We start from the raw sequence: 17,618 nt of genomic DNA on the forward strand, positions 1-17,618 counted from the left end.
ACTGGACCCTTTCTTGCATTTCCTCTCATCAGAGGCTGGTAGAGGGCATTCCTTTGAGAGTCTTATTCATCACTACGGAAATGGATGATTTCGTCCGGGTGGGCGGGCTTGCCGCCGTGTCCGCCGCCCTGCCCCGGGCGCTTCGCCGACGAAGCGACGTCAGGGTCATGCTGCCCGGCTATCGGGACGTCGTCGAGCAACTCACCCACGTTGATATTGTTGGACAATGTGACGCGCTGGCGGAGATGCCGGCCTGCTCGGTCGGGCGGGCAGCGACCAAGGACGGCCTGCCGGTCTACGTCCTGCTCTGCCCGCAATTATATGACCGGCCCGGCAACCCCTATGGCGATGAATCCGGCCGCGACTGGCCCGACAACGACATCCGCTTCGGGCGGTTTGCGTCAGCCGCCGCCGAAATTGCCTTGGGCAAGGTGGACAAGAATTGGGCAGCGGACCTGGTTCACGCCAATGACTGGCAGGCTGCATTGACGCCGGCCTACCTGGCCTGGAAGGGCGCAAAAGTTCCTTCGATCCTGACCATTCACAACCTCGCCTATCAGGGACTGTTTCCCGCGGACTCGCTGCGCCGCATCGGGGCGCCCGAGAGCTCCTTCCACATCGACGGGCTCGAATTCTACGATCACGTGTCGTTCCTGAAAGGCGGCCTCGTCTATGCCTCGCATCTGACCACCGTCAGCGCGACCTACGCAAAGGAGATCACGACGCGCGAGCTCGGCTGCGGGCTCGAAGGCCTGCTGAAGCGCCGCTCGGACGCCGACCAACTGACCGGCATCCTGAACGGCATCGATGAAAGCTGGGATCCGCGCGCCTGCGCACAATTGGCGCAGACCTTTGGCGCCGGCGATTGGGCAGGCAAGCAGGCGAACGCGGATTACGTTCGCAAGCAGTTTGGCCTGGCGGTGTCACGCGGGCCGATTTTTGCGCTTGTCGCCCGCCTCGTCCACCAGAAGGGCGTCGACCTCGTGTTGTCAGCCGCCGACAAAATCATCGATGCCGGCGGCCAGATCGTCGTGACCGGCAGCGGCGAGCCCCACATCGAGAAGGCGCTGGTCGAGGCACATCTGCGCCGGCCGGACGCGATCGGTGTCGTCATCGGCTTCAACGATGGACAGGCGCGGCGGATGTTTGCCGGCAGCGATTTCACGCTGATGCCGTCACGGTTCGAGCCGTGCGGACTAAGCCAGATGTATGCGCAGCGGTTCGGATCGCTGCCGATCGGTCACCAGACCGGCGGGCTGGCGGAGACCATCAAGGACGGCGAAACCGGATTCCTGTTTTCGAAGCCGTCGCCGGAGTCGTTTCTCGGCGGCGTGCGGCGGGCGTTCGAAGCCTTCCGCGCCAAGGATCGGCTCGACACGATGCGACGCAACGCAATGGCGCGATCGTTTAGCTGGGATCTTTCGGCCGCCTGCTACAACGCGCTCTACAAGAAGACAGTCGCGCCTTCGATCGTCACGTTACGCCCAGCTACTCCGCCGCTTCCGGCATAACTTCCATCTGCTCGTGGAGGATGACGCCGGACAGCGGATCGAACTCGCCGACCCACGGCTTGCGCCCGAGCACGTTTTTGGTGTGGCGGTAACCGGCATCCCAGCGCTGCATGATTCCGGACGGACTGAAATCGATGTCCTTGGTGTGGTCCTCCCGGCTGAGCTGCGGAGCCAGCAGCCGCACGACATGCATCCGGGTCGGACAGCCATAACCCGTCAGTTCCCTCACCGCCTCGCTGTTGCGCTCGGCCTCCGGCAGGCGCGCGGCGAGCTGGTTGATGACGTGGCGCAGGCGATGGGCCTGCTGCTGTCGCGCGATGTGGCTGGCGATCCGGCTTGAATACTGCACGTCCTTGTGCCGGTTCAGCACCTCCGCCATCGTGGTCGGCTCGGCGCCGGACGGATTCCAAAGATGCACGGCGAAGATCAACGAGTTCTTGCGCGGGTTATCGTCGAATACAGCCTCCGTCGGCGTATTCGATAATATGCCACCGTCCCAGTAAAGCTCGCCGTCGATGCGGATCGCCGGGAATGCCGGCGGCAGCGCGCCCGACGCCATGATGTGCCTGATGCCAAGCTCGCAGTCCCGGCTGTCGAAATAGCGCATCTGGCTGGTGCGGACATGGGCGGCGCCGACCGTCAGGCGTGGCGAGCACTGATTGACCAGCTTGAAATCGACCAGCTCGCTCAAGGTTCCCTCCAGCGGCGCGGTCGAGTAGTAGCCGGCATTGTCGGCGCCGAGCGGATAGGAGTCGCCGGCATGGGCCAACGGGTTGGGCCGAAAGAAACCGGGAATGCCGTTGGTCACGGTCGACCAGTAGGAGAGCTTTTCGTTGAAACCTGGAAAGATGTCGCGAAAGGTCCAGACCGGACTCTGTTCCATCTTCTTCCAGAACTCGCGAAGGCGCGACAATCGGTTCTGCGGCGCGTTGCCGGCGATCAGGCCGGCATTGATCGCGCCGATCGAGGTGCCGATGATCCAGTCCGGTTCGATTCCGGCCTCATGCAGCGCTTGATAGACACCGGCCTGATAAGAGCCAAGTGCGCCGCCGCCCTGCAGCACCAGGACGATCTGACCTGACTCGGACCTGGCCAGAGATCGCAAGTTTGGCGAAGAACCGATATCCTGAACGTCCTTCATGTCAGTTCCCTCGGATTGTCGCTCTAGTGTGCGGTCCAGCCGCCGTCGACCGGCAGCGCGATGCCGGTGATCGAGGCCGCCGCGTCGCTGGCAAGAAACACCGTCAGCGCGCCGAGCTCTTCGACAGAGGCAAACCGCTTGTTCGGTTGCTGCGCCAGCAACACGTCGTGGATGACCTGCTCGCGAGAAATGCCGTGGGCCCTGGCCTGGCCGTCGATCTGCGCCTCGACCAGTGGCGTGTAGACGTAACCCGGGCAAATCGCGTTGCAGGTGATGCCCTCTTCCGCGGTCTCCAGCGCCGCCACCTTGGTCAGGCCGACGATACCGTGCTTTGCCGCGACATAGGCCGCCTTGAACGGGGACGCGACCAGGCCGTGAGCGGAAGCGATGTTGATGATGCGGCCGAACTTGTTCTGGCGCATCGCGGGCAATGCGAGCCGTATGGTGTGAAATGCCGATGACAAATTGATCGACAGGATCGCGTCCCACTTCTCGACCGGAAACTGATCGAGCGGCGCGACGTGTTGAATGCCGGCGTTGTTGACCAGAATATCGAGCCGGCCGTGACTGGCGACCGTGGTCGCGATCATCTCGGCGATTGCTTCCCGGCTCGTCATATCGGCCGCGGAATAGCTGGCCTCGACGCCGAAATCGGCGGTAAGCTGATCGCGGGTCTTGGCGATCTCGGCCGCGAGGCCGAAACCGTTCAGCACCACGGCCGAGCCGGCTCCGGCCAACGCACGGGCGATCCCGAGCCCGATGCCGCTGGTCGAGCCCGTGACCAGCGAGACCTTGCCTGTCAGTGGCCGCAAGGCCGAAGCGCCCTGTGTCTTGAGCTGAATATTCATGAACTGCCCTTTCGTGTGGCTGGTCAACGTCGTAACGAGACCATTTCCGCCGCAATCTGCGCGCGGTCGCGGCTTCAGGGAAATGCCCTTTGGCTTCCAAAACCATACGCCCGCGCTATGGCGGTTTGGGTAGTCATCGGGGGGCGCCATCGGGTAGCTTTCCTGCAAGACAGAGCGGGGCACGACCATGGAGATGCATCAGGTTCGCTACTTCCTTGCGGTCGCGCGCGTGCTCAACTTCACGCGCGCCGCCGACGAGTGCAACGTCACGCAGCCGTCGCTGACGCGGGCAATCAAGCAACTCGAAGCCGAACTCGGCGGCGATCTGTTTCGCCGCGAACGCCCGGCCGCGCAATTGACCGAGCTCGGCCAGCGCATGCATCCGCTGCTCAAGCAATGTTATGAGGCGGCGACCGGTGCGCGCGAACTTGCCTCATCCTTCAAGAGCGGCGAAGTCGGCGCGCTCCGGATCGCGCTGACCCATTCGGTCGATCTGTCGCTGTTGATTCCGCATCTCGACCAGATCAAGCGGATGTTCAACCGTCTAGAGTTTCGCTTCTTGCGCGGCAACGCCCGCGAAGTCGCGGAATATCTGAAGAAGGGCGAAGCCGAACTCGGCATTGCCGCCGAAATCAGCGAAGAATGGGACCGGCTCGATACCTGGCCGCTGTTTACCGAAAACTTTCAGCTCGTCATCAACCGGAAGCATCCGTTGGCAGACCGCGATAAGCTCGACTTCGGCGATCTTCGCGCCGAACAATTGCTGTCGCGGAACTACTGCGAACATGCGGCGCGGGTGAATTCTTCGCTTCGCGAGCACGGCCTCAACGTCGATCGCAGCCACGAGATCGCATCCGAGCGCGATCTGATCGAGCTGTTGGAGGCCGATATCGGCGTCGCCGTGGTGCCCGATACAGCGTCGATCCCGCCGACGCTAAAGCGCGCCAGCGTCGAGGGGCTGGATGCGCGGCGAACGGTAAATCTTTACGGCGTGGCCGGACGTGAACGGACTGCGGTGGCATCCGCCGTGATGCGGATGCTGCGCAGCACCAATTGGCAGCAACTCATTGACAAGGGTGGAACTCCCTGAGAAGCCCCGGCTGGATCGGTTCCCGCGCTTTCCGCCACATTTGCGCTGAGTACGGATCCCCTTAAAATCCAGGACGGCCGCACCATATAGGGATGAGGCTGGGAGTTGGAGGGACCGATGAAATCTCATCCGCGCCCGAACCGCAAAGATTGGGAGCAGATCGCCGAGGATTTACAGGAGACAGCGGACAAGCTGCCGCCCGGCGATGACAAGGAAGCCGCCAAACGCAAGGCATTGCAAATGAGGAAGGCAGTCGAAATCAGAAATTGGCTGACTTCCCCAGGCATGCAACCACCCCGCTGATGCGGTGCTCCGCCCGGGGGAAGGGTGGCGTATACCTGCTCGGTAGCGCATGCCTGCCCGGTAGGGTGAATATCTGCTCGATAAAAAAGAGCGACCCCGCCATTTGAAATCGCAAAATGACGGGGCCGTCGGAGCATTTCATCTTCTATGAAGAAGATTACTTGCTCCTTAGCTACGTAACCTTCGACGCGCGATCACGTTCCGGGTCTCTTCGAGATTTTTTGCGCTGGTTCCGCTCCGGACGAAGGGCTTGCTCGGCTCGGCCTGCCACCGGTTCCAGCAGCAGCGGTCTGCTCCTTTGACTATGCAGATAAACGAGCCCTCTGCGCGCGGAGCTTGATCCAGACGCCCTCGGCTGATCGCCTGGAACTGCATCCTGCTAGGGGAATTTCCATAGTTTGACGCGAGGTCGCCATGGCTGAAGCTGCTCTTCGCAATTTCACCATCAACTTCGGGCCGCAGCACCCGGCAGCGCACGGTGTCCTGCGGCTTGTGCTTGAACTCGACGGTGAAGTCGTCGAACGCGTCGATCCGCATATCGGATTGCTTCACCGCGGAACGGAGAAGCTGATCGAGCACAAGACCTATCTACAAGCGCTACCGTATTTCGATCGGCTCGACTATGTGGCGCCGATGAACCAGGAACACGCGTTTTGCCTGGCCACCGAAAAGCTGCTTGGCATCACCGTTCCCAGGCGCGGTCAACTGATCCGGGTGCTCTACTGCGAGATCGGCCGCCTGCTCTCGCATCTGCTCAACATCACCACGCAGGCAATGGATGTTGGCGCGCTCACCCCGCCGCTATGGGGATTCGAGGAGCGCGAGAAGTTGATGGTATTTTACGAACGCGCATCCGGCGCGCGCATGCACGCAAATTACTTCCGGGTTGGTGGGGTGCATCAGGATCTGCCGCCCAAGCTGCTCGACGACATCTGGGCATTCTGCGATCCGTTCCTGAAGGTGTGCGACGATCTGGAAGGCCTGCTGACCCACAATCGCATTTTCAAGCAACGCAACATCGATATCGGCGTCGTCAAGCTCGCGGACGCCTGGGCCTGGGGATTTTCAGGGGTCATGGTGCGGGGCTCCGGCGCCGCCTGGGACCTACGCAAAGCGCAGCCCTACGAATGCTACCCCGAATTCGATTTCGATATCCCCATTGGCAAGCATGGCGACTGTTACGATCGCTACCTGGTACGCATGGAGGAGATGCGCCAATCCGTGCGCATCATGAAACAATGCATCGAGAAGCTCCGCAGCGCCGACGGACAGGGACCGGTCATGATCGTGGACAACAAGATCGCGCCGCCACGGCGTGGTGAAATGAAACGGTCGATGGAGGCAATGATCGAGCACTTCAAGCTATACACCGAAGGCCACCACGTTCCCGCCGGCGAGGTTTATGCCGCGGTCGAAGCGCCCAAAGGCGAGTTCGGCGTCTATCTCGTCTCCGATGGCACCAACCAGCCCTACAGGTGCAAGATTCGCGCGCCCTCTTTCGCGCACCTGCAAGCGATGGATTTCCTGACCCGCGGGCACCTGCTTGCCGATGTCTCGGCGATTATCGGCTCGCTGGATATCGTGTTCGGAGAGATCGATCGATGAGCTACCAATGCACCGAAAACTTTCGAGGTAACAATCAGGGAGATCAGCCATGCCGCAGATCAGCACCGACAGACAGCCCGTTACCCAGATCACGATCGTCGAGTCAGAGCCCGAGAAGCAGGCCGAGGCGCTGTCGGTCATGACCGAGCGCGCCCGCTTCATGGCGCGTCAGCCGGGCTTCATCTCCATCAGCCTGCATCGCAGTCTGGATGGACGCCGCATCGTCAACTACGTGCAATGGCAGAATCGCGACCTGCTGCGATCGGCCCATCAATCGCCGGAATTTCGCAAGGAGTGGGGTCACTTCGACGAAATAACGAGCGAGATCGATCCCTATCTGTATGAGGTTTCCGAAGTCATGGACAGTGGACGGTAAACACGGACGCGGTTGCAGCCTGACCAGACCAAGCGGGAACAATCAAATGCAGCATTCCCGACCATTGATCGCGCCCTCCGGAAGCGGAATGTTGGACCCGGGGACCGGCACCCCCGTGGGTGATGACTACTTTTTTGCGGGGTTGAACAGCGAGCTTAGCGACAAGGGCTTCTTCGTTGCCGCCGCCGACGATCTGATCACGTGGGCTCGCAGCGGTTCGTTGATGTGGATGACATTTGGCCTCGCTTGCTGCGCGATCGAAATGATGCAGATGGCGATGCCCCGCTACGACGCCGAACGGTTTGGATTTGCCCCCCGCGCCAGTCCACGGCAGTCGGATGTAATGATCGTCGCCGGTACTCTATGCAACAAGATGGCTCCCGCGCTCCGCAAAGTCTATGATCAGATGCCCGAACCCCGGTATGTGATTTCGATGGGTTCGTGCGCCAACGGCGGCGGCTATTACCACTATTCGTACTCGGTCGTGCGTGGCTGCGACCGCATCGTGCCTGTCGATATCTATGTTCCGGGCTGCCCGCCGACCGCCGAAGCGCTGCTGTACGGCGTGATGCTGTTGCAGAAGAAGATTCGGCGTTCAGGCACCATCGAACGCTGACGTCGATCGCCCGGAAAACGGGAACCTTGCCAGAATCCTCGTGCTGACAATATGTCGGAACCAACGGTGAGGAGTTCACGATGGCAACGGCAAAGCAAAAGGCCGCAGCGAAAAAGAGCATTCGCAAGGCGCGCACGGCATGGCGCGGCATGTCGGCGCAAGCCCATGCAAGGGCTCAGCCCGAGGGGCGCCGCCGCGCCAAGCCCGGAGCCCGCAGCAGCGGCGGTTTCTTCCATATCGAAGTGCGGCCGCGGCGCGAATTTAAGACGTTCCGGACCCAGGATGTGGGAAAGACAGGCGGGATCGAACGGGTCGCCGGCAAGCGCGTCAGCGGTTCCTGGGATACTCAGAAATGGCTGATCAGCAAGGAGCATGCCCATCGCGTCGGCGCCCGTCTGGTGCCGGATACCGCGGATGCGCGAAAGATCCTAAAAACGCTCGGCGCACCGCCGCGCCATCTTTCCGGTGACCGCTTCAAGGCGACGGATCGGCCCAACGTACCCGAACGCACCAAGCCGACGCCGGCCATGCGGCGCGCGCGGACCCGCAATATACGCAAAGCCCAGGCAACGAAGCGCAAAAGCTCCTCCCGCTAGGCGCAATGCAAGGGCGGCCAGGATGGGCTCGGCTATCGCTCTTCGCTTGCACTCTTCAACGCGGCGATCAGGTCGTCGATCTCCATGCGCTTGCGGAAATCGGGATCGACGAAGCGGGCCTTTACCAATCCATCGCGGCCGACCACGAAGGTAGCCGGGATCGGCAGCATCCAGCCGTCATTGCCCTGAAAACTCGCCATATCCTGATACGAAAGCAGCCGCTGGATTTCGGTGCCGAGCCAGATCGCGAGGTTGAGCGACAGCGCGTAGCCGTTGTCGAGATCGGTCAGCACCGGGAACGGCGCTGCGGCCTCGGATTTGAATTTCTCGGCATAGGCCTGCGTCTCCGGCATGATCGCAACTGTCTGCGCGCCCAATGCCCTGATCCGGTCCTGGGCCTGGATCACCGCCCTCACGTTTAGCCGGCAGTAAGGGCACCAATGGCCGCGATAGAACATCACGGCGACCGGCCCCTGATCGAGGAGCGATTTCAGGCTGACCAGCCGGCCGGTCTCGTCCGGCAACAGGAACGGCGGCATCACCTCGCCTGGCCTCGGCGCGTTTTCGCCGCCGCCGTTCTCATTGAGCCGCGCCACCAGCCGGTCGACCGCTTCGCCATAGGCCGGAAAGATCTCCCGCCCCGCCGCAGCGTAGGCCTCGAGCTGCTCGCGCAAGGTACCCTCCATGTCGCGGCATTGCTGGAACGCATCCTTGAGGCGTTCGGCGTTGGCTGGCGATAGCGTTGTCGTCATGGCTTGCTCCGGCATATCCGTATTATTTTCCGGCTCGGGCCGCCCCGCAAGGGCAGCCCGAACCTGGAGTGCTCCCGCGTCAGGGCAGATAGAAATTGCCGGTCGGGTCAAGCATGCCCGAGGTCGAATAGAGCTGGCCCTTGTCCATGAAGAACACGGTGTTAGCAGGCACCTTTTTGGCGTTCTTCATCATTGCGTCGTGATTCTTGGGCGTCGCCGCCATTGCCATCGCCGACATCTTGCCGGGGCCGGCATACATGTAGGCCATGCCCGGATTGAATTCCCAGGGGACTTGCGAGAAGGCGGTCGTTGCGACGGCGGCAAAGGCCGCGGCGGCAATCAGGGTCTTGGAAAGGGTGGTCATGGGAAATTCCTCAAGATTGACATCGCGCCCGCCAATCGGACGCTGGCCCATCAGAGGATGGACTTCCCTTGATTTGAAATGCCGTTGCACAATCGGTTCGATAGCCATGGCGTATTGAGGGGCACCGATAGTCCGCCGCTATCGACTTGAGAGCGGATGCGCATTTCATATCGGCCCGCCGAACGTTCATCCTGTCCTCGAAGGCATGCGGAGGGCATGCGGAGGGCATGCGCCACCGACAGGAGGTTTTCCATGACAAGCCATCTGACGAACCGCTTTGCAAATTTCTTTGCCACACTGCTGCTGGCGGTGCTCGTGCTTTCCGTCGTCTCGGCAGCACGGGCGGACAGCGACGATGGCATCGTTCGTGTCAAGAGCGCGGTGCCGATGCCGGAGGCGATCAGCCGCATCAAGGCCGATATCGCAGCCAAGGGCATCAAATTCTTCAGCGAGATCGACCAGTCGAAACTCGCGGCCGACGCCGGCACCAAGCTGCGTCCCTCGACGCTATTGGTGTTCGGCAATCCGCCGCTCGGGACGCAGTTCATCACCTCGAATCCGAACGCCGGGCTTGACTGGCCGGTCCGGCTATTGCTGACGCAGGATGACAGTGGCGATGTCTGGGCAGTCTGGACCGATTTCGGATGGATCGCCAGGCGTCACAACATCAGAGACCGTGTGGCGCAGTTCGAGATGGCGACCAAGGTGGTGGGCTCGATCACTTCGACCATCACAACCAAGTAACCGTGTCGCCCGCTTGCAGTAGGCTCATCAGGCTGCGCCGCCGGCGCGGCCTGATCGCATCCGGCGTTGCCAACAGAGGAGTTCGTTGTATGACCCCGGAGAAATTTGACGTTGTCATTCTCGGCGGCGGCAATGCCGGCATCGGTGTCACCGGACCGGTCCGGCGCGCGGGAATCTCGGTCGCGATGATAGAGGCCGATCTTCTCGGCGGCACCTGCCCGAACCGCGGCTGCACGCCGAAGAAGGTGCTGGTCGCCGCCGGTCACGCGCTGCACGAAATCGAACGCGCATCCATCCATCACATAGCTGTCGGCAAGCCGAAACTCGACTGGGCCGCGCTGATCGACCGCGAGAAGGACATGATCAAGGACATCCCTGCCAATCTCGCCCGCGCGATGGCCAAGCGCAATGTCGAGGTCATCAAGGGCCACGGCGCGTTCACAGGCCCCAATACCATCCGCGTCGGAAGCCGGACACTCGAGGCCAGGCATATCGTGATTGCGACGGGATCGAGGCCGCGGCCGCTGCCGATTCCGGGAGCCGAGCTCATGATCACCTCGGATGAAATGCTGAGCGAGCGCGAACTGCCGGCTTCCGTGATCTTCATCGGTGGCGGCGTCATCTCGCTCGAGTTTGGCCATGTCTATGCGCGTGCCGGTGCTGCGGTCACGATTCTCGAAGCGCTGCCGCAGCTATTGCCTGCCATGGACGCCGACGCCGTCGCGCGCTTGCAGGCCGAGAGCGAGCGCATCGGCATTCGCATCAGAACTGCAGTAAGCGTCAAGCAAATTGAAAAGGCGAAGGATCGCCTGCGCGTCGTCTTCAGCCATAACGGCACCGTGCACGCAGCCGAGGCCGACCGTGTCGTCAACGGCGCCGGACGCGTCGCCAATGTCGATACGCTGGATCTTGTCGCGGGCCAGGTCGAGCAAGCCAATGGCCGCGTCGCGATCGACCGCCATTTGCGGTCGACCTCCAATCCCACCGTATTTGTCTGCGGCGACGCGGTTCCGACCTCGCCGCAACTGTCGCCGATCGCGACCTATGAGGGCGACATCGTCGGCCGAAACATCGTCGAAGGCGCTAAGTACAGCCCGGACTACGCGAGCATGGCGACATCGGTCTACACGGTGCCGCCGCTCGCCTCGGTTGGCCTGACGGAAGCCGCCGCCAGGCAGAAGAGTCTTGCGATCGACCTCCACGTCAATGACATGCTCGACTGGTTCTCCGCGAAAACCTATGCCGAAACAGTGGCGTGGTCGAAAGTAATCGTCGATCAGGCAACTGACCGCATCCTTGGTGCTCATTTCGTCGGGCATTCGGGGCAGGAACTGGTGAACATCTTCGGATTGGCGATGCGCTTCGGCATTACCGCGAGCCAGATCCGGGAAAACGTCTACGCCTATCCGACCTTCTCCTCCGACATCAGACATATGCTCGGCCACGGCTAGATGAAAACGCTCTAGTCCTACTGCGTCATCGCTGCTCTAGCCCTCATCCTGAGGAGCCCGCAGAGCGGGCGTCTCGAAGGATGTAAGCCACGGGCGGGGCCTCATGGTTCGAGACGCGCTTCGCGCTCCTCACCATGAGGGGCCTATGACGCAGTAGAACTAACCGCATAGCAGGGAGCTATCGAGTCAAAAGCCAACCGGCATTTCCTCTCGTGCGCCATTTCCACGATGGTGGTGACGTAGCCGGCCAGACCATCCGGGGCCAAGGCAAAACCAGAGGAGACCACGACATGTCCAAATCCAACGTCACGTCACGCACGGTCTGGCAAGGCCTCGCGCTCGCCGGATTGATCGCGGGTTCGGTCGCAACCGCCTCGAGCGCCGTGGCCGGCGAATGCCCGGCCGGGAAGATGCAGGCAAATGTCCGCCCGATGGTCGACCACAAGCCGGTCGGCGTCACCGACGTCACGCTCGGCTCGATCAACCTCGAAAAGCAGCCGGCCAAGATCAGGGATCGCGAGCTGCGCTTCCGCAAGCTGACCATCGAGCCCGGCGGCATCGTGCCATGGCACAGCCATGACGACCGGCCTGCGCTGATCTATGTCCAGCAGGGCGAGATCGTCGAATACGCCAGCAACTGCTCGGAGCCGATCGTGCACAAGGCCGGCGAGATCAGGCCGGAAGTCGCCGGCACCTCGCACTGGTGGAAGAATCTCGGCAAGGAAACCGTCATTCTCTATGTCGGCGACGTCCGCAAGGATCCGCACGACCACAATATGTAAGGAGCCGTAACGAGCGCCACCCGACGTCTCGTTGCCGGATGTGACTGCCTGGGGTCCCCGTGTCGCCCCACACGCCCAGGCGTCACATCCTTCTTTCTCGATAAGATATTGAGAAGCGCCATGACCGGCATGTCCGCGCCGATGAAATCCCAAGCGATGGAAATACGTGGTCACTCACCGGGCGTAGCCCTGCGATCCCTGGTCATTGGCCTGACGGCATTCCTGACCGTGGTGGATCTGTTCGCGACGCAGGCGATTCTTCCCTCGCTGACCCGGCACTACAATGTAACACCGGCCGCCATGGGTATCGCGGTCAATGCCAGCACCATCGGCATGGCCGTTGCCGGCCTCGTTGTCGGCTTCCTCAGCCCGCATATCGATCGCCGGCTCGGCATTCTCGTCAGCCTGGTCGTGCTCGCGGTTCCCACCACGTTGCTGGCGATCGCGCCTGATCTCACGACGTTTACGGTGCTTCGCATCGCCCAGGGACTCTGCATGGCCTCGGCGTTCGCGTTAACACTGGCCCATCTCGGCGAGCAATGCAGTTCGATGGATGCAGGCGGCGCGTTCGCGGCCTATATCACCGGCAACGTCGCAAGCAATCTGATCGGGCGGCTGGTGTCGGCGGCGGTGGTTGACACGCTCGGGCTGGCCTCGAATTTCTATTTCTTCGCGCTGCTCAATCTCGCCGGTGCCGTGCTGGTCTATTTCACCATCCATCGGGTCAAGCCGATGCACGCGGTGCACGCAGCACGATCGCCGCTCGCGGCAACAATCGAGCATTGGCGTAACCCGGCGCTGCGTTCAGCTTTCGCTATCGGCTTCTGCATCCTGTTTGCCTTTATCGGCACCTTCACCTTTGTCAATTTTGTGCTGGTCCGAGCACCGCTCTCGCTCGGACGGATGGACCTCGGCCTTGTCTATTTCGTCTTCGCGCCATCCGTGGTCACGACGCTGTTTGCCGGCGGGGCTGTCGCCCGGTTTGGCACGCGGCCAGCGATCTGGGGGGCGCTGGCGGTGGCAGCAGTTGGATTGCCTTTGATGCTGTCTTCTCACCTGCCGCAAGTATTGGCCGGCATGGTACTGGTCGGCATCGGGACGTTCTTTGCGCAGGCCTGCGCCACCGGCTTCGTCGGCCAGGCCGCCAGCGACCACCGCGGCATTGCCAGCGGAACCTATCTTGCCTGCTATTTCCTCGGTGGTCTCGTCGGCAGCGCCGTGCTGGGCCAGTTGTTCGACCGCTTCGGATGGAGCGCCTGCATCGCCGGCGTAGGCGCGTCGCTCGCCATCGCGGCGCTATTGACCGTGGGCCTCACGCTTAAACCTCGGTCCGCCGGGTCTCCGGCATGAACGCCCAGATCACCGTCAAGCCAAGGGCTGCGATCCCCGCCAGCCCGACGAACGCGACGCTACTGCCAAAGATATCGCTGATATAGCCTGCCAATACCGTGCTCAGCGAAGCACCAATGCCGGTCGCGGTTCCGACGATCCCCTGCGCCAGATTGAAGTGGCCGCTGCCGTAGGCGACATCGGCCACGATCAGCGGCACCATCACGCTGAGCACGGCCGCGGTGATGCCGTCGAACACTTGCACCAGCACTAGAACATAGGGATCGCGAACCACCGCAAACAGCAAACCACGCATCGCCAGCGCAGCGAACGCCAAGAGCAGCAGCGGTCGCCTCCCCCACGCCTGAGCCTTGCGCCCGACCGAGGGTGAGGTCAATGCGACGATCGCTTGAGGTACGATGATGCAGGCCGCAATCAGCACCGGCGCCCATTGAGCCGATCGCGTCGTGACCACGCCGGCCATCAGCGGCAGCATGGCGGCGTTGGCGAGTTGAAACAGCAACACGCCGCCGGCGAAGATCAGCAGCGGGCGCTGCCGAAGGAGATGAAGCACACTGGTCGCCTTTTTGTCGGCGGCCTTGGTATCATCGCCATCCTCGCTCAGGGCACCATGCGCCTGCGCCACGTTGATTTCCTGGCCACGAATCCGGGCAAGCGCCAACAGGGTAGGGATTGTAAGAAAGAAGGTAACGAAGAAGACCGACTGGCTTGACAACAGATAGCCGGATGCGCCCATCAGCGCCGCCGCTGAACCATTACCCAGGGACGCGAAACGGGCATTGCGCCCGAGCCGTTCCCCGATCGCAAACGGCCCGACCAGGCCGAGGCTAATCGCGGCGATTGCCGGACCCAGCACGCAGCTCGCAAGCGCATGTAAGATGGCGGCCGCAGTCACGACCGGGAAGATCGGCCATAAGGCGTAGGCCAGCGCGGCGCAGCCGATGGTGGCGACAGCGAGCCCCGCCACCAGCCGCTCGGAACGGGCGGCATCGACGACGGCTCCGCCCGGCATCTGCCCAAGCAGGCCGATGATCCCGCCGATCGACAGCACGAAGCCGATCTCAACCTGCGTCCATTTCTGCGTCGTGAGGTAAACCGCGATAAACGGACCGAATCCGGTCTGCACGTCGGCGAGAAAGAAGATGAACCAGTCGAGGCCGCGCTGGCTCTCGCGCGACGGTTTGGGCCGCTTGGTGGGCGCGGGCGGCACCGGCACAACATTACCCTCGCCGGCGGATCGCCGATGGCGATCGTCGTTCATCGGATCGAGCGACTGGGACGGGCGCACGATCAGACCGTTTCTCCTTTATTTGTCGAAATCCCACGGCTGCAAGCGGCCGGCCGCACCGAGCACGATGACCGGCGCGTCCTGCTTGTATTCCGGCGCCGCGATCACCTGTTCCTTGGTCAGCTCGAGCGTGATGCTGTCACTCTTGTTGGCAACACGGCCAAAACGCAGCGCGCTCCAGTCGACGACGATCTTTCGGCTGCCGACACCGAGAAAACCGCCGAAATCGATGACGGCGGCGCGCACAGTGCCCTCGCGGTCCACGATCACGTCGACGATGCGTCCCATATTTTCGTTAGCCGCACTGCGGACCTCGCGGCCCAGAATGCCGAGCGCGTCGCGGGCGCCGATCACGGTGACCGACGGCGGAGGCGCCGGTTCCTTTTTCGTGGCATCTTTTGCGGCATCGGCCGGAGCAACTCGGCCTCCCGGCGGTCCATTATCTTCCGCTGCCGAAACCGGGAGGCTCATCGCTAGCCCGGCGATCAGCGATATGATGACAATACCGGCGCGCATATGGCCTCCTGAACTCCGAGGACGCATGGATAGGGATGCACGACCGCTAATGCGTCAACACGATCGACACCTGAATCTGTCCGCGCGTGCCCAGTACCTCGAGCGACACTTCATCGCCGTGGCGGCGTACCCTCAAGTCGACGCTGGAAGGCCCGAGCCGCAGATCGCGCAATACAACCTCGTTAAGAAATTCCGGCAGGCGCGGGTCACGAAGCCGGATCTCGCCGCGCGCGGCATCGAATTCGAGGCCGAGCGCTGCTTCCAGTAGCGTAAAGGGCGTCGCGCTGGCCCAGGCCTGCGGCGCGCAGGCAACCGGATAAAGCACCGGTCCGCGCCGCTTTTCCCGCCGGAAGCCGCAGAACAATTCCGGCAGCCGCCGCAAGTCCATGTAGCTCGCAGCATCGAACAGGCCCTTGAACAGATGCGCTACCGAATGCTTCAGGCCGTAGCGTGCAAAACCGAGCGCGATCAGCGCATTGTCGTGCGGCCAGATCGATCCGTTGTGATAGGACATCGGGTTATAGCGAACCTCACCGTAGGCCACGGTGCGGATGCCCCATCCCGAAAAGAATTTCTGACTCATCAGATCGGCCGCAACGAGGCGGGCGCGGTCGGTCCGGACGATGCCGGTGAAGAGAAGCTGGCCGGCATTAGACGTTCGGACCTTGCACGGCCGCTTGGCACCATCGAGCGCCAGCGCGTAGGTGCCGAGCTCCTCGCACCAGAACGCCTCCTCGAAGCGCTCGGCCAGAAGCAGGGCTTCGGATTCGAGTTCTGCTGCCCGGTCGATCAATCCCAACCGCCGGGCGCAGCGCGCCGCCAGCCGCTTGGCGGCAAATACATATCCCTGAACTTCTGCCAGCGCGATGTAGCCCTCGGCGAGCTGCCCTTCGGCGTGGAAGATCGCGTCGAAGGAATCCTTCCAGCCTTGGTTGGCAAGCCCCTGCTCGGTGGCGCGCTGGTACTCGACGAAGCCGTCACGATCAGGGTCGCCGGGGCCGTCGATCCATTGCAACGCCGCCTCGATCGCGGGCCACAGTTCGGCCAGCGTTTCCTCGTCGCCGGTGCGCTCGACATAGAGGCCGGCCAGCAGCACGAACAGCGACGTCGAGTCCACGCTGCCGTAATATTGCGCGAACGGCACTTCGCGCAGCGCCGCCATCTCGCCGCCGCGCATTTCGTGCAAGATCTTGCCAGGTTCGGCATCGGCGAGCGGATCAACCTCCTTGGCCTGAAAATGAGCCAGCCGCCGCAGCACGCCCTGGGCAATACGCGGATCGACCCACAGCATCTGCAGTGCGGTGATCAGTCCATCGCGACCGAACGTGGTCGAATACCAGGGAATGCCTGCATAGGGATATCGCCCCTGCGGCGTTTCGGTCATCAGCATGTTGAGGTCGCCCATCGCCTGGCACAGCACCTCGTTGAAGATGTCGTTCGACGTCTCGATGCTGGCCGCGCCGACCGTCGAGCGCCGCATCTCGCGGCGATGCGCCAGCAGGCCGCGATAGAACGGTACCGGCTTCTGCATGGCCGGCTTGTTGCAGGATATCGCGACGAACAATGCGATCACTTGCCTGGGTGCCAGCTCGAAATGATAGGTTGCAGAATTGACCGCGAGCCGCGTCGGCCGCGGCTCGAAATGCAACGCTGTAATGCGGGCCTTGCCGTCTAGCCCGCTGTATTCCAGCATGACATCGGCGGGACCGAGCAACCGGCTGGAGCCTATGCCCCGGCGCGGCCGGCACTCGCCGCGCACCTCGAACAAGTCGGCGAAGTCATTGTCGAACAACAGCGTCAGGTCGAAGCTCGCCGGCCGGTCGCCGTGATTTTGCAGGGCGATGCGCTGGTAGGCCGTGCCGCGCCACAGGAAAATCGAGCGCACGATGTGCAGCGTGTCCTTCTGCAACGCCAGCCTTCCGTTGCGGTACACGTCCGAGTTGGTGAGATCGATTGTCAGCGCCGAATTGTCATCGCGCAGATTGGAGCCAAGCAACAGCGGCTGGACTTCGTCGAGCACCATCTCCAGCCGGGCGAGATAACGGGTATCAGCGTTGAACAGACCGTCGGGCCCGCCGGCAGAGGCGCCGATGTCGCCATGGCTGTCCAGCACGATGAATGTATCGTCGTGCTTGAGCGAGCGGCGCTGCCGCGTCGCCGGACCCGTCATCGGGATATAGAAAGGCGATTCCGCGACGTGTTCGGCAGCCTCAATGGTGATCAATTGAGTAACTTCCGCTGTCATCTTGACCCCTCAAGCGATTTTCTTGCGTTGTGATGCACGC

The 17,618-nt window shown here is 62.4% G+C and carries 18 protein-coding genes; 11 read left to right on the top strand and 7 right to left on the bottom strand.

Going from position 1 to position 17,618, the window contains the following annotated elements; genetic code table 11:
- The first annotated feature begins 53 nt into the window (after positions 1-53).
- The gene (glgA, locus tag YUO_RS40490) at positions 54-1,511 is read left to right on the top strand and encodes a glycogen synthase GlgA (RefSeq protein ID WP_051379381.1); all 1,458 of its coding nucleotides are present in this window, start codon (positions 54-56) and stop codon (positions 1,509-1,511) included.
- On the opposite strand, the gene YUO_RS0111320 is transcribed toward glgA, so the two are convergent.
- Both YUO_RS0111320 and YUO_RS0111325 read right to left on the bottom strand, forming a co-directional pair.
- On the bottom strand, positions 1,489-2,652 hold the full coding sequence (locus YUO_RS0111320; protein WP_028347353.1) for a patatin-like phospholipase family protein: 1,164 nt from the start codon (positions 2,650-2,652) through the stop codon (positions 1,489-1,491). The two genes, glgA and YUO_RS0111320, sit on opposite strands and share 23 nt — an antisense overlap.
- A gap of 23 nt (positions 2,653-2,675) precedes the next feature.
- Complete coding sequence (locus YUO_RS0111325) at positions 2,676-3,500, bottom strand: 3-hydroxybutyrate dehydrogenase (RefSeq protein WP_035726639.1); 825 nt, start codon at positions 3,498-3,500, stop codon at positions 2,676-2,678.
- Between the two features lie 187 nt (positions 3,501-3,687).
- Here YUO_RS0111325 and YUO_RS0111330 point away from each other — a divergent pair, with 187 nt between their 5' ends.
- The 6 genes from YUO_RS0111330 to YUO_RS0111355 all read left to right on the top strand — a co-directional run bounded on the left by YUO_RS0111330 (position 3,688) and on the right by YUO_RS0111355 (position 8,086).
- Positions 3,688-4,590 (top strand): LysR family transcriptional regulator, encoded by a 903-nt coding sequence (locus YUO_RS0111330; protein ID WP_028347355.1) that lies wholly within the window; start codon positions 3,688-3,690, stop codon positions 4,588-4,590.
- A gap of 117 nt (positions 4,591-4,707) precedes the next feature.
- Positions 4,708-4,893 carry a hypothetical protein gene (locus tag YUO_RS0111335; RefSeq protein WP_028347356.1) on the top strand — a complete coding sequence of 62 codons (186 nt, stop codon included), beginning with the start codon at positions 4,708-4,710 and terminating at the stop codon, positions 4,891-4,893.
- A 414-nt stretch (positions 4,894-5,307) separates the two neighbouring features.
- A complete protein-coding gene (locus YUO_RS0111340; RefSeq protein ID WP_028347357.1) occupies positions 5,308-6,498 on the top strand; it encodes an NADH-quinone oxidoreductase subunit D in 1,191 nt (396 codons plus the stop codon).
- Between the two features lie 49 nt (positions 6,499-6,547).
- Entirely contained in the window at positions 6,548-6,874 is a 327-nt protein-coding gene (locus tag YUO_RS43770; RefSeq protein ID WP_051379382.1) for an antibiotic biosynthesis monooxygenase family protein, read from the top strand.
- A gap of 46 nt (positions 6,875-6,920) precedes the next feature.
- Positions 6,921-7,490 (top strand): NuoB/complex I 20 kDa subunit family protein, encoded by a 570-nt coding sequence (locus tag YUO_RS0111350; protein WP_028347358.1) that lies wholly within the window; start codon positions 6,921-6,923, stop codon positions 7,488-7,490.
- Positions 7,491-7,570: 80 nt separating this feature from the next.
- A complete protein-coding gene (locus tag YUO_RS0111355) occupies positions 7,571-8,086 on the top strand; it encodes a hypothetical protein (RefSeq protein ID WP_028347359.1) in 516 nt (171 codons plus the stop codon).
- Between the two features lie 32 nt (positions 8,087-8,118).
- Here the strand turns inward: YUO_RS0111355 and YUO_RS0111360 are convergent, their stop codons facing one another.
- Together YUO_RS0111360 and YUO_RS0111365 are read right to left on the bottom strand one after the other, a co-directional pair.
- On the bottom strand, positions 8,119-8,838 hold the full coding sequence (locus tag YUO_RS0111360; protein ID WP_035726641.1) for a peroxiredoxin-like family protein: 720 nt from the start codon (positions 8,836-8,838) through the stop codon (positions 8,119-8,121).
- Positions 8,839-8,917: 79 nt separating this feature from the next.
- Positions 8,918-9,202 carry a hypothetical protein gene (locus YUO_RS0111365; protein ID WP_028347361.1) on the bottom strand — a complete coding sequence of 95 codons (285 nt, stop codon included), beginning with the start codon at positions 9,200-9,202 and terminating at the stop codon, positions 8,918-8,920.
- 252 nt (positions 9,203-9,454) lie between these two features.
- On the opposite strand from YUO_RS0111365, the gene YUO_RS0111370 reads away from it, so the two are divergent.
- The 4 genes from YUO_RS0111370 to YUO_RS0111385 all read left to right on the top strand — a co-directional run bounded on the left by YUO_RS0111370 (position 9,455) and on the right by YUO_RS0111385 (position 13,529).
- The gene (locus tag YUO_RS0111370) at positions 9,455-9,946 is read left to right on the top strand and encodes a DUF302 domain-containing protein (protein ID WP_028347362.1); all 492 of its coding nucleotides are present in this window, start codon (positions 9,455-9,457) and stop codon (positions 9,944-9,946) included.
- Positions 9,947-10,035: 89 nt separating this feature from the next.
- Entirely contained in the window at positions 10,036-11,397 is a 1,362-nt protein-coding gene (locus YUO_RS0111375; protein WP_028347363.1) for a dihydrolipoyl dehydrogenase family protein, read from the top strand.
- A gap of 290 nt (positions 11,398-11,687) precedes the next feature.
- Positions 11,688-12,179, top strand: coding sequence for a cupin domain-containing protein (locus YUO_RS0111380; protein WP_028347364.1), 492 nt, complete (start codon positions 11,688-11,690; stop codon positions 12,177-12,179).
- Between the two features lie 120 nt (positions 12,180-12,299).
- Complete coding sequence (locus YUO_RS0111385) at positions 12,300-13,529, top strand: MFS transporter (RefSeq protein ID WP_028347365.1); 1,230 nt, start codon at positions 12,300-12,302, stop codon at positions 13,527-13,529.
- Here the strand turns inward: YUO_RS0111385 and YUO_RS0111390 are convergent.
- Genes YUO_RS0111390 through YUO_RS0111400 form a run of 3 tightly spaced genes read right to left on the bottom strand, consistent with a single transcriptional unit; the run spans position 13,498 to position 17,578 of the window.
- Positions 13,498-14,790 carry an MFS transporter gene (locus YUO_RS0111390; protein ID WP_051379405.1) on the bottom strand — a complete coding sequence of 431 codons (1,293 nt, stop codon included), beginning with the start codon at positions 14,788-14,790 and terminating at the stop codon, positions 13,498-13,500. The genes YUO_RS0111385 and YUO_RS0111390 overlap by 32 nt on opposite strands.
- A 45-nt stretch (positions 14,791-14,835) precedes the next feature.
- Positions 14,836-15,333: a PRC-barrel domain-containing protein gene (locus YUO_RS0111395; protein WP_028347367.1), complete on the bottom strand. Its 498-nt coding sequence runs from the start codon at positions 15,331-15,333 to the stop codon at positions 14,836-14,838.
- A gap of 46 nt (positions 15,334-15,379) precedes the next feature.
- On the bottom strand, positions 15,380-17,578 hold the full coding sequence (locus YUO_RS0111400) for an amylo-alpha-1,6-glucosidase (RefSeq protein ID WP_028347368.1): 2,199 nt from the start codon (positions 17,576-17,578) through the stop codon (positions 15,380-15,382).
- Positions 17,579-17,618: the final 40 nt, after the last annotated feature.

The organism is Bradyrhizobium murdochi (assembly GCF_000472965.1).
Lineage (GTDB): Bacteria > Pseudomonadota > Alphaproteobacteria > Rhizobiales > Xanthobacteraceae > Bradyrhizobium > Bradyrhizobium murdochi.

Coding starts and splice junctions, on each gene's coding strand:
- YUO_RS0111320 (WP_028347353.1), bottom strand. CDS start 2,652: ATGAAGGACGTTCAGGATATCGGTTCTTCGCCAAACTTGCGATCTCTG.
- YUO_RS0111325 (WP_035726639.1), bottom strand. CDS start 3,500: ATGAATATTCAGCTCAAGACACAGGGCGCTTCGGCCTTGCGGCCACTG.
- YUO_RS0111330 (WP_028347355.1), top strand. CDS start 3,688: ATGGAGATGCATCAGGTTCGCTACTTCCTTGCGGTCGCGCGCGTGCTC.
- YUO_RS0111335 (WP_028347356.1), top strand. CDS start 4,708: ATGAAATCTCATCCGCGCCCGAACCGCAAAGATTGGGAGCAGATCGCC.
- YUO_RS0111340 (WP_028347357.1), top strand. CDS start 5,308: ATGGCTGAAGCTGCTCTTCGCAATTTCACCATCAACTTCGGGCCGCAG.
- YUO_RS43770 (WP_051379382.1), top strand. CDS start 6,548: ATGCCGCAGATCAGCACCGACAGACAGCCCGTTACCCAGATCACGATC.
- YUO_RS0111350 (WP_028347358.1), top strand. CDS start 6,921: ATGCAGCATTCCCGACCATTGATCGCGCCCTCCGGAAGCGGAATGTTG.
- YUO_RS0111355 (WP_028347359.1), top strand. CDS start 7,571: ATGGCAACGGCAAAGCAAAAGGCCGCAGCGAAAAAGAGCATTCGCAAG.
- YUO_RS0111360 (WP_035726641.1), bottom strand. CDS start 8,838: ATGACGACAACGCTATCGCCAGCCAACGCCGAACGCCTCAAGGATGCG.
- YUO_RS0111365 (WP_028347361.1), bottom strand. CDS start 9,202: ATGACCACCCTTTCCAAGACCCTGATTGCCGCCGCGGCCTTTGCCGCC.
- YUO_RS0111370 (WP_028347362.1), top strand. CDS start 9,455: ATGACAAGCCATCTGACGAACCGCTTTGCAAATTTCTTTGCCACACTG.
- YUO_RS0111375 (WP_028347363.1), top strand. CDS start 10,036: ATGACCCCGGAGAAATTTGACGTTGTCATTCTCGGCGGCGGCAATGCC.
- YUO_RS0111380 (WP_028347364.1), top strand. CDS start 11,688: ATGTCCAAATCCAACGTCACGTCACGCACGGTCTGGCAAGGCCTCGCG.
- YUO_RS0111385 (WP_028347365.1), top strand. CDS start 12,300: ATGACCGGCATGTCCGCGCCGATGAAATCCCAAGCGATGGAAATACGT.
- YUO_RS0111390 (WP_051379405.1), bottom strand. CDS start 14,790: ATGAACGACGATCGCCATCGGCGATCCGCCGGCGAGGGTAATGTTGTG.
- YUO_RS0111395 (WP_028347367.1), bottom strand. CDS start 15,333: ATGCGCGCCGGTATTGTCATCATATCGCTGATCGCCGGGCTAGCGATG.
- YUO_RS0111400 (WP_028347368.1), bottom strand. CDS start 17,578: ATGACAGCGGAAGTTACTCAATTGATCACCATTGAGGCTGCCGAACAC.